A 13,209-nucleotide genomic window follows, 5' to 3' on the forward strand; every position below is an offset into this window, starting at 1 on the left:
AAAATTAATCAGAATGTGTTAAAATTTTATCTTTGAAATAATCAAAATATGTTTTCTTTGCAGTTACACTAGTGACGCGACCTTGTAAGCCGTATTGGATGAGTTTACTGTCCTCATTAGATAGTTTTGCAAGAGCGGTTAGTTTAAAGAGATTTCCTTGTTCTGTTCTGGTAGGAGTTTGATCAATGCTCTGAAGTTGGCCAATGATGGTAATACCGTGATTTCCAATCTTCTCAAGTTTTAATCTTACAGTTTGTCCTTTATCTAGTAAGGGGAGATAGTCAGATGATACGTAGTAAGTGATTAGTACTTCTCTTGTATCTGTGATGACAGGGAATATTTGAGCAATTTCTGTACCAGTCGGAATTCTATTTTTACCTTCAAATTCGCTGTTCAGATGAATGATACCTTTACTTGGAGCGGTTAAGGTATTATTTTCTAAGCGCTGTGTCGCTTGATCTAGTTGTACTTTTAATTCTGTTAATTGATTTTCCACGGTTAGTTGTTGCTGAGAAGCAGTCTGTAAAAATTGAGTGCGGAGTACTTCAATTTTGGTTTCTAAACTATTATCATAAGTTGCTACACTTCCGATACCAGCTTGCTGAATTTTGAGGCTTGCGATAGATGATTCAAGATTTGCAATACTTTGATTGATTTGAGATAAAAATGGCTCCTCTGCAGTTCCCTGTGTTTGTCCTTGTGAGGCTACAAGATAACGATTCAAAATTGACTGGTGTGGATTGCCAGTCGGTAAGCGTGCTCTTTTGTTTATGATAGCATCTCTCAGCTCTTCATATTCTCCAATTTGTTGTTGAATTTTTGTAATTTCTTGTTCGATAGCTGATGAACTGCTATTAGCAAGATTGGCTTGATTTGAAACTTCAGTGTTAGTCTTTGAGATACCCAGCTCAATATCATGAGCTTGTTTAGTAAAATTCATAAAGGTATTATAGTAGCCAAACTCATCCTCACCAGAAAAAAGATCGGTATTTTTTTCTAAGCTTTGTTTCAAAATTCCAAGTCCTTCTTTTTGCTTCTCAAGTCTTTGTAACTGAGTTTCTAAGGCAGTTTTCTGACTTTCTTCCATTGTTTCAGAGTATTTGATGAGTAAGTCACCTTTTTCAACTACTTGATTTGCCACTAAATGATTAGCTAAGATAGTATTATCACTGGTTGACTGAATGGATGCAATGACACTTGTAGGAGTGACTTCTCCTTGCGATGTAACAGTAATCTCTTTTGTAGCAACAAGGGAGAAAATCACGATGAAAGTAAACAGTAATGAAAGTGGTATGATCAATACTGTCGCATAATTATGGTAACGTCTCTGATAAAACTCGACGCTTCTAAAAAGATTAGGATTCATAACATTCTCCTTATTTGTTGAATAGATGATGGTAGAAGCCTTGCGCCTGTATTAACTCTTGATGACTACCAACTTCAATGATTTTCCCTTGGTCAAGAACAATGACACGGTTAGTCCGTTCGGCTATACTTAGACGATGGGCTACAAAGAGAATGGTTTTATCAGTTAGGGACATAAGATTATCTATAACCTTTTTCTCAGTCAAAACATCGAGAGCACTAGTAGCTTCATCTAGTATTAAAACAGGAGATTTAGTTAAAAGAGCACGAGCGAGGGCGATTCGTTGCTTCTGTCCTCCTGACAGACCTGCTCCATCAGAAAGTTGAGTTTGATAGCCCATAGGCATTCTTTCAATATCTTGACGGATTTCAGCTAATTCGCAAGCTTTTAGAATATCTTCTTGGCTAATCATATTATTACCACCCAAGGTTAAGTTTTCCAAGATAGAGCCATTAAAGATATAGGCTTGTTGGGGCAGGTAATTAATATGACGGCGCAAGACTTTTTTATCAATATTTTTAATATCCTGATGATTGATGGAAATATGTCCTTTGTAAGGTTCAAAGAAATTGACAATCATTTTGGCTAAAGTTGTTTTACCAGAACCACTAACTCCAACCAGGCTGACCTTATCTCCTTGTTTAATCGTTAGATTAATATCCGTTAAGGTATCTCGCCCAAAACCATACTTATAAGAAAGGTCATCAAATTCAATATCGCCCATCAAAAAATGTGAATGAACAGAGTTTTCTTGAACTTGAAATTCAGATTCGACTAAATAGACCTCGTTCAAGCGGTTATTAGCAACCTTCGCAGATTGGAGTTTGGTTTGGAGGTTGATAATATTTTCCATAGGAGTTGTAAAGTAAGAAAGAAGTGTATTAAAGGTAATCAGCTGACCGATAGAAATTTTACTCGACATGACTAATTGAGCACCAAACCATAGGATAAAGATATTAAGAACTAACTTTGTTCCTTGCTTTAAATTAGTTTGTAAAATAGAATATTTAGTAAGTTTAAAGGATTTTTCCAAATAATCTACAAATTCGCTGTCTATATTTTGATAGCGATTTTCTTCACTCGTGAGCGACTTTATAGTTTCAATCCCGTTGATATCTTCGATAATAGCAGAGCTAACCATAGAATTACTTTGCATGACATCATGGTTCATTTTTTCGAAAGGCTTCATAAAAGAAAAGATGATGAACATGTATATAGGAATGGAAATAAGAGAAAGAAGGAAGAGATTAGGGTTTTGTGCCAGTAAGACGCCCCCTACAAGAATCAGAATAGAAACATCCAGAAAAAGAGAAAGAATGGTAGAAGCCAAGGCATCTATAATAGAGTTAGCATCTGTGAACCGTGAAATGATTTCTCCTGTACGACGTGTCGCAAAGAAAGACATAGGAAGTTCAAAAATATGGCGAATATAGGATAAAATCACATCAATACTTAATCTCTGACTCAGAACAGTTAGGAGATAATCTCTGGAGAAGCTCATGGCTTGTTGGAGGATATAGGTGATAATTAGACCAATTGAGATAATTCCTAAAGTTGATTTCATCTGATTTGGGATGTATTCATCTAAGATTCCTTGGAGATAATAAGAACCACCGATATTGATAATAGTGACTAATAAGCTTGAGAGAACAATGTAAGCAATGAGAGATTTTTGTTTGAAAATCAGAGGGAGGAAGCTCAGTAGACCATTCTTTTTATCTTTATGGGGTTGATAGCTGGGTTTGGGAGCTAGAAAAATAGCTACTCCAGTCCATTCAGAGAAAAAGCGTTCTTTTGACATTTTTGTGATTTTTACAGAAGGGTCAGGATCACCAATAATCAGATAGTCTTTCTTTGTTTGATAGACAACATAGTAATGTTGGAGTTTCCCTTCTTTGTTAACGTGAACGATAAATGGATAGGGGACATCACTCATGTCAAAGAGCGTTTTATCTGCTTGAACAGGCCTTGTTTCAAATCCCATTTCATTTGCGGCTTTTACAATGCCAAGAGCAGTCGTCCCTTCTTTGTTGGTCTTTGCAAGTTCTCTCAAGTGAGCTAGAGAAAAATCTGAACCATAGAATTTAGCAATCGAGGCTAAGGCAGCGACACCACAGTCTCTAGCATCTATTTGAGGAACAAATGTATGTTTATAAGAAGTCATTGGCAAATCCTTTCATATAAAATATGAATTTATTATACCATGATACTAAGTTCATATTTTATAAAATCTTGAATTGTCATTGAAACTTCCTGAATGGTAAAAAAGTGATTAGAAACTATCTTTCTTTAAAAATCTATAGGTGTATTTTGAAATAAAAAGCTAATTCAAGACGTTTCGATGACAATTCAAGATTTGGATGAAAAACTTTAACAAACAATGATATACTAAACTTGTCAAAGCTGCAACAGGACAAAAAATTAAAAATAAAAAAAGGAGTATTTGTCATGAATACAAAAATGATGGAACAATTTGAGATTATGGATACTGATATGCTTGCGAAAGTTGAAGGAGGTTTCGGAGGTTGGGGAGATATGCTTTCTGGTTTATTGGGTGGACTAGCACCGTCTCCAACTTTGGATCAATTAAATGGTAAGTGGCCTATTAGACATCCTTCGAAACCATGTAGTCCTTATGGTATAGGGGGAACTCCAAACTCATGTAATGGTATTTAAAAAGGATTGAAGCTATGAAGGCAAAATATGGGAATCAAATTGTTGATGTTTGGGAAATTGGTCAAGCAACTCCTAAACCAAGTTGGGTAGAGGAAGCTTTTCAAAAAAATTATATGGTTTGGTTGGATAATCATGTGCGCATTCTTATGGCGGCTCTTAATACTTCTCTCACAACTAATATCAAGTTTGGTCTGGTTGGAACAGTTGGAGGAGGATTCGCTGGTTATGGTATATATGTTCTTGGTTACCCAGGTGATTATCTAGATATCACCAATCATAGAGTTGTTTCTGCTAAAACATTTCACAAAAGTTATCAAATTTTAGAAAATGATTAGATATCATTTAATTGTAATGGAGTTTAGGTATGGAAAAAATATTTGCTAAAAAACGCAACGTATTTCTAACGAGATTGTTTCTAGGTCAGTTGCCTTTGCTAATCTCTACTTATCTATTTCTCTCTCGTCAATTTTTAAATTTTTCCTTAGTCTACCAATTTATTTTAGTGGTTATCAACTTGACTTCTATTTTGGCTGTTGTTTATCTCACTAGGTAAATGAGAGTGAAAAAATTTGAAGATGATGGTTTGATAAGTCCTAGAGCCAATCAACTAATGTTCGTAGGATTGACATGTTTTATGACTATTATCTGTTTGTATAGAGGTATCACAGCAGTAGAATCCTATCAACAACTAATCGCCTATATTGGAGCTATTCTATGCTTTATTATCACGCTTCTGCTCGTTTGGGGGTTGAAGTATTATAAAAAGTAGAGCTTAATGAAGTATAAAGGGGTCAGTTTTTTTGAAATACTTACCCCTTTTATAATGAAGTTTTTGCAATTCAAGATGTTTCGATGACCATTCATGATTTGAGTAATCCAAGGTCAAAATGAGTGCTATACTAGCAGTGTAAAGGTTCTTGCTCAACTAAGATAAATCACACATTTAGGAGGAAATCTTATGAAGAAAAAAATACTTATCATTTTCATCTTGTATCTAATCATGTCCCTCTTTCTTTATCCGCTTAGGGAAAGTATTTGGTATCAGCTATTTTATACCATAGCTTATGTGATTGCAGTTATGATCTATTTTGCTTTAACTAAAAAGAAAGGAGCAAAGAAATGAAAACTTTTCTTGCTAAAAAACGGAACATCTTCCTTTCGTTTGGGGGTTGAAGTATTATAAAAAGTAGAGGTTAATGAAGTATAAAAGGGTAAGTGTTTTTGAAATGCTTACCCTTTTATAATGAAGTTTTTGCAATTCAAGACGTTTCGATGACAATTCAAGATTTGGATGAATTTGTAATCTTAAATAAGGTAAGATAAAGATAACAAATGTAAAGGAGTATTCTTATGAAGAAACAAAAGATAAAATCGCTATTACTTGTACCACTTGTATTTGCATCTATTACTACGGGTGTTGTATATGCAGAAGAACAGACTACTTCTTCCTCTATTCAGGCTAATGATAGTTCTGTTGTGGCACCAGATTTGCAATCGGCTAAGGAAAATGTGGAGCATAAACCTTCCGTTGTAACTCCCGAGGAGTATGAACAGAATGTTGCGGACTTTAAAAGATAGATATTGAAGCCGTTCGTCAATCTTTTACAGAGGATCAATTGGAACATACTATATATTTTGGTAGAAAAACTTGTTCTCATTGTCGTCAATTTTCTCCTGAATTGAAAGAATTTAATAACTTGATTGAAAAGAAGTTAGAGTATTATGATTTGGATGGTAAAGATTTTGACGGGGAAGCGAGAGAGTTTCTATTTAAAAAAGTCGGTATTCCAGGAACACCAACAATTTTGTATTTAAGAAATGGACGTCCGATATCTGGATGGGTTGGTGGGGGAGCGACTGCACGACAGGTTTATGATTATATGTACTCGAGAAACTAACCTAAGCAAACGGAAACAGTAGCATCTTCTGAGGAAACAGTAACTGAAAATGTGCATGATGAGAAAACCAGAAATGACAGCATGAGTACTAGTGATAAAGTTGTAAGTGAAAGCAAAGGTATGAGTGATGAAAAAAGAACCGAAATGAAAATATCCAATGATAATCCCAATTCTAATAGTGAAAATAGTGGGAAAGTGGAGAGTATAAACTCAACTTCTAAAGCTAAAACTACTCAATCTGGCGATTTAGCAATGTTAGATAATAAGAATCAATTGAACACTCTCAAACCTATTTTTGATGGTATTCAAGAAAATAAAATTCCTTTAACCGATGTTAAGGGGCCTGATTATGTAAGCCAATCTATTACTTCGAATGAAAAATTATTACCGAAAACAGGGGAGGAAGAAAGTTACCAACTGATTCGGCTAGCTGTCGCATTTTTTATGGCTTCTATAATGATTAAAGTGAAACAAAAGATTCATAAATAAAAATAGAGGGTAAACAGGTACAATGATATTATTTGTTTGTAATAACATATGGCTAGAATTTGCCTATAGACAAAAGTGAAAGGGCAAGTATGTTTTTAATGCTTGCTTTTTAAATTTTTTAACAATTCAAGACGTTTCGATAACAATTCAAGATTTGGATGAAAAAATATAATAAACAGTGATATACTAAACTTGTCAAAGTTGCAACAGGACAAAAATTAAAATTAAGATTAAAATGGAGGTATTCGTTATGGATACAAAAATGATAGGACAATTTCATGAAATGGATATAACTATGTTATCCAGTATTGAAGGAGGCAAGAATAATTGGCAAACTAATGTCTTAGAAGGTGGTGGTGCAGCTTTTGGTGGCTGGGGCTTAGGAACAGCCATTTGTGCTGCGAGTGGTGTTGGAGCGCCATTTATGGGAGCATGTGGATACATAGGAGCTAAATTTGGTGTGGCTCTGTGGGCAGGAGTAACAGGTGCAACGGGTGGATTTTGATAAAAGGAGATTTGTATGAATACTTATTATAATGTAGATGAAACAATGTTAAGTGAGATTTATGGAGGTAATTCCGGAGGAGCGGCTGTAGTTGCTGCTTTAGGTTGTGCAGCGGGTGGAGTGAAATATGGGAAGTTTCTAGGACCATGGGGCGCTGCAATAGGAGGAATTGGAGGAGCATTGATTTGTGGATATTTAGCCTATAGTGCTACATCATAAAAATGGAAGATATATTTTATGAAGGCTGTATTCTATATAATTCTCTTCGCTTTCCAAACATATCTTATTTATCTATCTATAAGTACCTCTGATAAAAAACAAAAGACTATTGAATTAACATCATTGAATTGTTTTGTCATATTATTTCTAATCTATGATAAATTATTTTTTCTCTTCATTGCCTATGTTTTTTTGATAATTTTTATATTAAACTTGTTCCGTAACTGAAAAGTTATATACGATATGAATACAAAAATGATGGAACAATTTAAGATTATGGATACTGATATGCTGGCTAGCATTGAGGGAGGAACTGATTGAGGAACAGTAGGAAAAGGAACTGTCTATGGAGCAGGTATCGGAGTTGCTATGTGTACGGTAGGAGGGCTCCTTACTAGTGGTTCCGCATGGGCTATGACTGCTGGCTGTGCTTGGGCTGGAGCTAAACTTGGTGGTGCTTTTACTGCAATTACTGATAATATTTGGCCATAGAAGGGAGTAGAAATTATGTTTGATTACAAAATAGTAGACAATCAAGAATTAAGTAATATTTCTGGAGGTGGATTGGGAGGAGATGTAGTTGTAGGAGCCTTGTCGGGTGCATTTCAGGCAGGACAATCTTGTATCGCTGGAGGCCCTCAAGCTTACTTGATTTGCGCAACAGGGGGCGCTATAGTAGGTGGCATTATAGCTTTTGGATTGAGACCCCCAAAATAGTTTAAAAAAGGAATGGGTATTAATATGTTAAATGAAACTATGATTCAGCTTATACTCATTGCAATTTGTTGTGTGTACATTATTTTTAACACCAAGGCTGATAAAAACCCAAAGAGAGGATATCGTACGGCTTTGTACCTTTTCGTTATGGCTGGTATTATATCCTATATTATGAATTATCTGAATTGGTTAGATTTTTTCTTACTGATAACTCCGATAATGTGTCTATTTAAATTTGAAGATAAATGGAGTTAGCAACATTTGACACTTCAATAGGTTATTAACTATCCTTTGGCTCATTGTCAACTGTAGTGAGTTGAAGAAAAGCTAAGATCGAGAAAGGACGAATTTCGTCCTTTCTTTTTTGAGTACGACGGGCATGTCGTGTATTTGATGTGTAAGTCCTCCGTGTGCACCCGCTACCGATGAATTCAATAGCGATTCTCAAGCATGACTATCGTGAGGTAGCGGGGAGAAGAAGGCATAGCGAAATCGTGGCTTAAAGAACAGGAATGTTATAGTAAGACACGTTTAGAGGATAAAGTGGCTTCACACTCTAAAGCACAAATAGGTATACTGATGGAAGAGTTAATCTATAGAGGATTACTTCAACACGCCTTTTTTAAACATTCGCGATTTGGCCTTGATTTGCTCCTTCCTTCCATTTTATTTGCACTTCCTCATTTTTCAAGCCTACCTAGTTTGTTAGATATTTCCGTCTTTGCAGCATTTGGAATCATCCTTGCCGGTTTGACCCGCTATACCAAGAGCATTTATCCATCTTATGCGGTGCATGTTATCAATAATATTGTCGCGACATCACCATTTTTGCTGACTTTTTTACACAGGATATTTAGCTAAAAATAGTGGAGTAAAAATAATTATCGATTCTAAGAAGAGACTGGGACAAAAGTCTAATCTTAAATATAAAAAGCGAACAAAATCAGTTATCTAACACTCAGAATTCTGTCTTGTTCGCTTTTTTGTCTAATCTATCGATTTTAAAAATTTATAATATAGAATTCCTAAAATCAAAATCTTTTTGTCCCAGTCTCTTCTTATTAGTTGATTGGGAAGATTGTGCTCTTTGAGTAATTCAAGATGTTTCGATGACAATTCAAGATTTGGATGAAAAAAATTAATAAACGATGATATACTAAACTTGTCAAAGTTGCAACAAGACAAAAATTAAAAATAAAAAGGAGTATTTGGCATGGATACAAGAATGATGGAACAATTTGAAATTATGGATACTGAGATACTTGATCATATAGAGGGTGGAGATGTATCTGATATTTATAGAGGGTATGCTTATCAGGGAAGTCCATTTGGTTCTTACCCTTCTATATTAAAAAATTCAGGTCCTTTTCCAGTAAGTGGGTCCTGCCCTCGTGGTTATCGTGACCTTGGTTATATAGGAGCAGGTTTTCATTTATGTGGAATATAGGCTAAAATATAAGAAATGAGGAAGAATTTCTATGAAAAAGTATCAGCTTCTATTCAAAACAAGTGCAATTTTATCCTACCTATTTTTCGTATTTGGCCTTTCTCAGCTAACGCTCATCGTTCAAAATTATTGGCAATTTTCTTCCCAGATTGGTAATTTCTTCTGGATTCAAAATATCTTGAGTTTGCTATTTATCGGAGTCATGATTTGGATTCTGGTTAAGACAGGCCATGGTTATCTCTTTCGCATTCCAAGAGAAAAATGGCTTTGGTATTCGATTTTGACAGTATTAGTGGTAGTGCTCCAGATCTCTTTTAACGTTCAGACGGCTAAACATGTCCAGTCAACTGCGGAAGGTTGGGCTGTACTGATTGGTTTTAGTGGGACTAACTTTGCAGAGCTAAGTATCTATATAGCCCTGTTCTTTCTGGTTCCACTGATGGAAGAGTTAATCTATAGAGGATTACTGCAACACGCCTTTTTTAAAGATTCGAGATTTGGTCTTGATTTGCTTCTTCCTTCCATTTTGTTTGCTCTTCCTCATTTTTCAAGTCTGCCTAGTCTGTTAGATATCTTCGTCTTTGCAACAGTTGGAATCATCTTTGCTGGTTTGACCCGCTATACCAAGAGCATTTATCCTTCCTATGCAGTGCATGTGATCAATAATATCGTAGCGACATTACCATTTTTGCTCACTTTTCTACATAGGGTCTTGGGGTGAAAAAACCAAAAGGTTTACTTTTCAGCCATAGAGGAGTTCATCATGTATAAACACTTATTTTTTCTAGATTCAAAAACTTTAGACTGGTTGACACCTTATATTCTAGTCTTGGCTTCTGATACCATTGCCTTTAATGTTTTTGTGTTAACCTTTGTATCTGCGGCGGTCTTTTCTTCCCTGAATCCCATGTTAGCTTTTATGGCTATATTCTTAGGAGCTGGTTATGTTATCGGATTTTGGTTACTAAAATGGTTTGTTTTGGAAAGACTAGAGCTAAAGGATGACTTGTAGGAAAGTTTGTTTGTTGAGGAGGATAGCTTTATGGCCATTTTCAATAAGTGTCATGCCTTGTTTTTTGGATTTTTAGTATTTGCAATCGTTGGTGCAGCGGGTTATTCCATTAATCAAGGGGATTATTTTCAACACCAGTACACATTCATTATTATAAAGAGTCTCTTGCTTTTCCTTAGTTTTGGCTATGCGAGATGGTTTGATATGATTTCTTTTGGGATTTTAAGTAAGAAACAACTCTTGCTGTTCATTGGAATCTTTCTTCTCACGGTGCTGGTAAATATAGGCTATTATGCTTTTTTCTCAGTTGCATCTGGTGCCTCGGCTCAACACCTTGAGGAAACGAGTAAAGGGCTTCCGCTTTCCTTTATTGTAAGTGTTATAGTTTTGGGACCAATCCAGGAGGAACTCATGTTCAGAGGACTTCTTCAGGGGGCTATATTTGAAAATTCTTGGTTAGGGCTTGTACTGACTTCCTCTCTCTTTTCTTTCATGCATGAACCTTATGATGTGCCTTCGTTTTTCTATTATCTACTTGGGAGCTTGTTGCTGGGCTTTGCTTACAAAAAGAGCCAAAATTTGTGGGTTTCTACTCTAGTCCACATGTCTTACAACAGTTTGCCACTTTTAACTTATTTCTAAAAATCATGAAAAGGTAAGCAGAAAGACGGTGCTTGCCTTCTTTAAGCTATAATGATAGCCTGAATCAATTGAGATGCTTTTCTTTGGGAATCGGGTGTGAAGCGGTTGACGAATAGACCAAAAACTAGTAGAATAGTAAGGAAACTTTATACGGAGGAAAGAAATGGACTTGGGTGATAATGAGCTAACGCTGACCCCTATACCTGGGAAGAGCGGCAAGGCTTATATGGGAAGCTACCCTGATGGGAAGCGCGTCTTTGTAAAAATGAACACCTCTCCAATCCTACCTGGCCTAGCCAGAGAACAAATCGCTCCTCAATTACTATGGACTCGTCGTTTGCCAGATGGCAGTGATATGTGTGCTCAGGAATGGTTGATGGGCAAAATATTGACCCCTTACGACATGAATCGCAAGCAGATTATCAATATCTTGAACCGCCTTCACCGCTCGCGTCCCTTGATGAAGCAGTTGAGCCGTTTGGGCTATACCATGGAAACACCAGTTGATTTGCTACGTTCTTGGCAGCAAGGAGTACCAGAAATCTTGAAGCAGAATCACTATTTGAACAGTGTGATTGCGGAGCTAGGTAAGACGGTTCCAGGCTTTAGGGAAGATTATGCAACGATTGTGCATGGAGACCTTCGCCATAGTAATTGGATTGAGACAGAGAGTGGTCTTGTTTATCTAGTGGATTGGGATTCGGTTCGTCTGACAGATCGTATGTTTGATGTGGCGCATTTGCTATGCCACTACATTCCAGATCATCAGTGGCGTCAATGGTTGAGAGACTACGGCTATAAGTACAATCAGACAGTGTTAGATAAATTGTATTGGTATGGTCAGTATTCTTACTTGAACCAGATTGCCAAATACTGTGAAAATCAAGATTTAGACAATGTAAACCGGGAGATTTATGCCTTGCGCGTCTTCCGTGATAAGTATGGAAAGAAGAGATGAGAGTTAGAAATCGTAAAGGGGCGACAGAATTACTAGAGGCTAATCCCCAGTATGTGGTCCTCAATCCCTTGGAAGCTAAAGGGAAATGGCGAGACTTGTTTGGAAATGATCATCCGATTCATGTTGAAGTTGGAAGTGGCAAAGGGGCCTTCGTATCAGGAATGGCCAAACAAAACCCTGACATCAACTATATCGGGATTGATATCCAAAAGTCGGTATTGAGTTATGCCTTGGACAAGGTTCTTGAAGTTGGAGTGCCCAACATCAAGTTGCTGTGGGTAGATGGTTCAGATCTGACCGACTACTTTGAAGACGGTGAGATTGATCGTTTGTACCTAAACTTTTCAGATCCCTGGCCTAAAAAACGCCATGAAAAACGTCGTTTGACTTACAAGAGTTTCTTGGACACCTTCAAGCGCATCTTGCCTGAGAATGGGGAAATCCATTTCAAGACGGATAACCGTGGCTTGTTTGAGTACAGCTTGGTGAGTTTTTCTCAGTATGGGATGAAACTCAATGGTGTTTGGTTGGACTTACATGCCAGTGATTTTGAAGGCAATGTTATGACAGAGTATGAGCAAAAATTCTCCAGCAAGGGTCAAGTAATCTACCGAGTTGAAGCAGAATTTCAAAAAATAGCTTGAAAACTAGTCGTTTGAGTGCTAATGCTTTACATAAATTGACAAACGTGCTATACTGATAGTAAGAATATAAGAAAGAGAGGCGGGGAAATATCTTCGCCTCTTGCTTATGAGGAGGTGGACGCAATCGCAACAATCGTAGAATTAGTCAGAGAAGTTGTAGAACCTGTCATCCAAGCGCCTTTCGAGCTCGTGGATATCGAGTATGGAAAGATTGGCAGTGACATGATTCTCAGTATTTTTGTAGATAAACCTGAAGGAATTACCTTGAACGACACGGCAGACCTGACAGAAATCATCAGTCCTGTCCTAGACACCATCAAGCCTGATCCCTTCCCAGAACAATATTTCCTAGAAATTACCAGTCCAGGCTTGGAACGTCCTTTGAAAACCAAGGATGCCGTCGCTGGAGCAGTTGGGAAATACATCCATGTCGGGCTCTACCAAGCCATCGATAAACAAAAAGTCTTTGAAGGGACCTTGTTGGCCTTCGAAGAGAACGAGTTGACCATGGAATATATGGACAAGACACGTAAGAAAACCGTCCAAATTCCATACAGTTTAGTATCAAAAGCACGTTTAGCAGTAAAATTATAGAAAAGAAAGGATAGCTTTTGAGGATTCAAAAGTAAAAAGAAC

General features: G+C 36.7%; 16 protein-coding genes and 3 pseudogenes. 17 read left to right on the top strand and 2 right to left on the bottom strand.

Annotated elements, in window-relative coordinates:
• Nucleotides 1-4: 4 nt before the first annotated feature.
• Nucleotides 5-1,366 carry a bacteriocin secretion accessory protein gene (locus O3655_RS08690; RefSeq protein ID WP_095726454.1) on the bottom strand — a complete coding sequence of 454 codons (1,362 nt, stop codon included), beginning with the start codon at nt 1,364-1,366 and terminating at the stop codon, nt 5-7.
• Between the two features lie 10 nt (nt 1,367-1,376).
• Nucleotides 1,377-3,530 (bottom strand): peptide cleavage/export ABC transporter BlpA, encoded by a 2,154-nt coding sequence (gene blpA / locus O3655_RS08695; protein WP_095726455.1) that lies wholly within the window; start codon nt 3,528-3,530, stop codon nt 1,377-1,379.
• Between the two features lie 284 nt (nt 3,531-3,814).
• On the opposite strand from blpA, the gene O3655_RS08700 reads away from it, so the two are divergent.
• The 17 genes and pseudogenes from O3655_RS08700 to rimP all read left to right on the top strand — a co-directional run bounded on the left by O3655_RS08700 (nt 3,815) and on the right by rimP (nt 13,167).
• A complete protein-coding gene (locus O3655_RS08700; protein ID WP_070800393.1) occupies nt 3,815-4,042 on the top strand; it encodes a bacteriocin class II family protein in 228 nt (75 codons plus the stop codon).
• A 14-nt stretch (nt 4,043-4,056) separates the two neighbouring features.
• The gene (locus tag O3655_RS08705; RefSeq protein WP_095726456.1) at nt 4,057-4,377 is read left to right on the top strand and encodes a role in replication; all 321 of its coding nucleotides are present in this window, start codon (nt 4,057-4,059) and stop codon (nt 4,375-4,377) included.
• A gap of 29 nt (nt 4,378-4,406) precedes the next feature.
• Nucleotides 4,407-4,811 (top strand): annotated as a pseudogene (locus O3655_RS08710) (immunity protein).
• A 581-nt stretch (nt 4,812-5,392) separates the two neighbouring features.
• Nucleotides 5,393-6,429: pseudogene (locus O3655_RS08715) on the top strand (thioredoxin domain-containing protein).
• A gap of 250 nt (nt 6,430-6,679) precedes the next feature.
• On the top strand, nt 6,680-6,934 hold the full coding sequence (gene blpM / locus O3655_RS08720) for a two-peptide bacteriocin subunit BlpM (protein ID WP_000379951.1): 255 nt from the start codon (nt 6,680-6,682) through the stop codon (nt 6,932-6,934).
• 15 nt (nt 6,935-6,949) lie between these two features.
• Entirely contained in the window at nt 6,950-7,153 is a 204-nt protein-coding gene (locus tag O3655_RS08725) for a Blp family class II bacteriocin (protein WP_001099737.1), read from the top strand.
• Nucleotides 7,154-7,396: 243 nt separating this feature from the next.
• Nucleotides 7,397-7,474, top strand: a complete 78-nt coding sequence (locus O3655_RS08730) for a bacteriocin class II family protein (RefSeq protein ID WP_158085807.1) — start codon at nt 7,397-7,399, stop codon at nt 7,472-7,474.
• Between the two features lie 48 nt (nt 7,475-7,522).
• On the top strand, nt 7,523-7,645 hold the full coding sequence (locus O3655_RS08735; RefSeq protein WP_371641299.1) for a hypothetical protein: 123 nt from the start codon (nt 7,523-7,525) through the stop codon (nt 7,643-7,645).
• A 15-nt stretch (nt 7,646-7,660) separates the two neighbouring features.
• On the top strand, nt 7,661-7,870 hold the full coding sequence (locus O3655_RS08740) for a Blp family class II bacteriocin (RefSeq protein WP_049537864.1): 210 nt from the start codon (nt 7,661-7,663) through the stop codon (nt 7,868-7,870).
• 576 nt (nt 7,871-8,446) lie between these two features.
• Nucleotides 8,447-8,731: pseudogene (locus O3655_RS08745) on the top strand (lysostaphin resistance A-like protein); the annotation flags it as partial.
• A gap of 352 nt (nt 8,732-9,083) precedes the next feature.
• Nucleotides 9,084-9,317 (top strand): ComC/BlpC family leader-containing pheromone/bacteriocin, encoded by a 234-nt coding sequence (locus O3655_RS08750; protein ID WP_070800397.1) that lies wholly within the window; start codon nt 9,084-9,086, stop codon nt 9,315-9,317.
• 31 nt (nt 9,318-9,348) lie between these two features.
• Nucleotides 9,349-10,038, top strand: coding sequence for a lysostaphin resistance A-like protein (locus O3655_RS08755; RefSeq protein WP_371641300.1), 690 nt, complete (start codon nt 9,349-9,351; stop codon nt 10,036-10,038).
• A gap of 42 nt (nt 10,039-10,080) precedes the next feature.
• The gene (blpZ, locus tag O3655_RS08760; protein ID WP_061454541.1) at nt 10,081-10,329 is read left to right on the top strand and encodes an immunity protein BlpZ; all 249 of its coding nucleotides are present in this window, start codon (nt 10,081-10,083) and stop codon (nt 10,327-10,329) included.
• Nucleotides 10,330-10,359: 30 nt separating this feature from the next.
• Nucleotides 10,360-10,971 (top strand): CPBP family intramembrane glutamic endopeptidase, encoded by a 612-nt coding sequence (locus O3655_RS08765; protein ID WP_070800399.1) that lies wholly within the window; start codon nt 10,360-10,362, stop codon nt 10,969-10,971.
• Nucleotides 10,972-11,134: 163 nt separating this feature from the next.
• Nucleotides 11,135-11,929, top strand: a complete 795-nt coding sequence (gene ccrZ, locus O3655_RS08770; RefSeq protein ID WP_101800379.1) for a cell cycle regulator CcrZ — start codon at nt 11,135-11,137, stop codon at nt 11,927-11,929.
• Nucleotides 11,926-12,573, top strand: a complete 648-nt coding sequence (gene trmB / locus O3655_RS08775) for a tRNA (guanosine(46)-N7)-methyltransferase TrmB (RefSeq protein ID WP_227946036.1) — start codon at nt 11,926-11,928, stop codon at nt 12,571-12,573. The genes ccrZ and trmB overlap by 4 nt, the downstream gene beginning before the upstream one ends.
• Before the next feature lie 114 nt (nt 12,574-12,687).
• Entirely contained in the window at nt 12,688-13,167 is a 480-nt protein-coding gene (rimP, locus tag O3655_RS08780; protein WP_227946037.1) for a ribosome maturation factor RimP, read from the top strand.
• Nucleotides 13,168-13,209 lie beyond the last annotated feature (42 nt).

The sequence above is a fragment of the Streptococcus sp. 27098_8_70 genome (genome assembly GCF_041432215.1).
Taxonomy (GTDB): domain Bacteria; phylum Bacillota; class Bacilli; order Lactobacillales; family Streptococcaceae; genus Streptococcus; species Streptococcus oralis_CP.

What these genes read in the sequence shown, in the direction of transcription:
- O3655_RS08690 (WP_095726454.1), bottom strand. Translation starts at nt 1,366, where the DNA reads ATGAATCCTAATCTTTTTAGAAGCGTCGAGTTTTATCAGAGACGTTAC.
- blpA (WP_095726455.1), bottom strand. Translation starts at nt 3,530, where the DNA reads ATGACTTCTTATAAACATACATTTGTTCCTCAAATAGATGCTAGAGAC.
- O3655_RS08700 (WP_070800393.1), top strand. Translation starts at nt 3,815, where the DNA reads ATGAATACAAAAATGATGGAACAATTTGAGATTATGGATACTGATATG.
- O3655_RS08705 (WP_095726456.1), top strand. Translation starts at nt 4,057, where the DNA reads ATGAAGGCAAAATATGGGAATCAAATTGTTGATGTTTGGGAAATTGGT.
- blpM (WP_000379951.1), top strand. Translation starts at nt 6,680, where the DNA reads ATGGATACAAAAATGATAGGACAATTTCATGAAATGGATATAACTATG.
- O3655_RS08725 (WP_001099737.1), top strand. Translation starts at nt 6,950, where the DNA reads ATGAATACTTATTATAATGTAGATGAAACAATGTTAAGTGAGATTTAT.
- O3655_RS08730 (WP_158085807.1), top strand. Translation starts at nt 7,397, where the DNA reads ATGAATACAAAAATGATGGAACAATTTAAGATTATGGATACTGATATG.
- O3655_RS08735 (WP_371641299.1), top strand. Translation starts at nt 7,523, where the DNA reads ATGTGTACGGTAGGAGGGCTCCTTACTAGTGGTTCCGCATGGGCTATG.
- O3655_RS08740 (WP_049537864.1), top strand. Translation starts at nt 7,661, where the DNA reads ATGTTTGATTACAAAATAGTAGACAATCAAGAATTAAGTAATATTTCT.
- O3655_RS08750 (WP_070800397.1), top strand. Translation starts at nt 9,084, where the DNA reads ATGGATACAAGAATGATGGAACAATTTGAAATTATGGATACTGAGATA.
- O3655_RS08755 (WP_371641300.1), top strand. Translation starts at nt 9,349, where the DNA reads ATGAAAAAGTATCAGCTTCTATTCAAAACAAGTGCAATTTTATCCTAC.
- blpZ (WP_061454541.1), top strand. Translation starts at nt 10,081, where the DNA reads ATGTATAAACACTTATTTTTTCTAGATTCAAAAACTTTAGACTGGTTG.
- O3655_RS08765 (WP_070800399.1), top strand. Translation starts at nt 10,360, where the DNA reads ATGGCCATTTTCAATAAGTGTCATGCCTTGTTTTTTGGATTTTTAGTA.
- ccrZ (WP_101800379.1), top strand. Translation starts at nt 11,135, where the DNA reads ATGGACTTGGGTGATAATGAGCTAACGCTGACCCCTATACCTGGGAAG.
- trmB (WP_227946036.1), top strand. Translation starts at nt 11,926, where the DNA reads ATGAGAGTTAGAAATCGTAAAGGGGCGACAGAATTACTAGAGGCTAAT.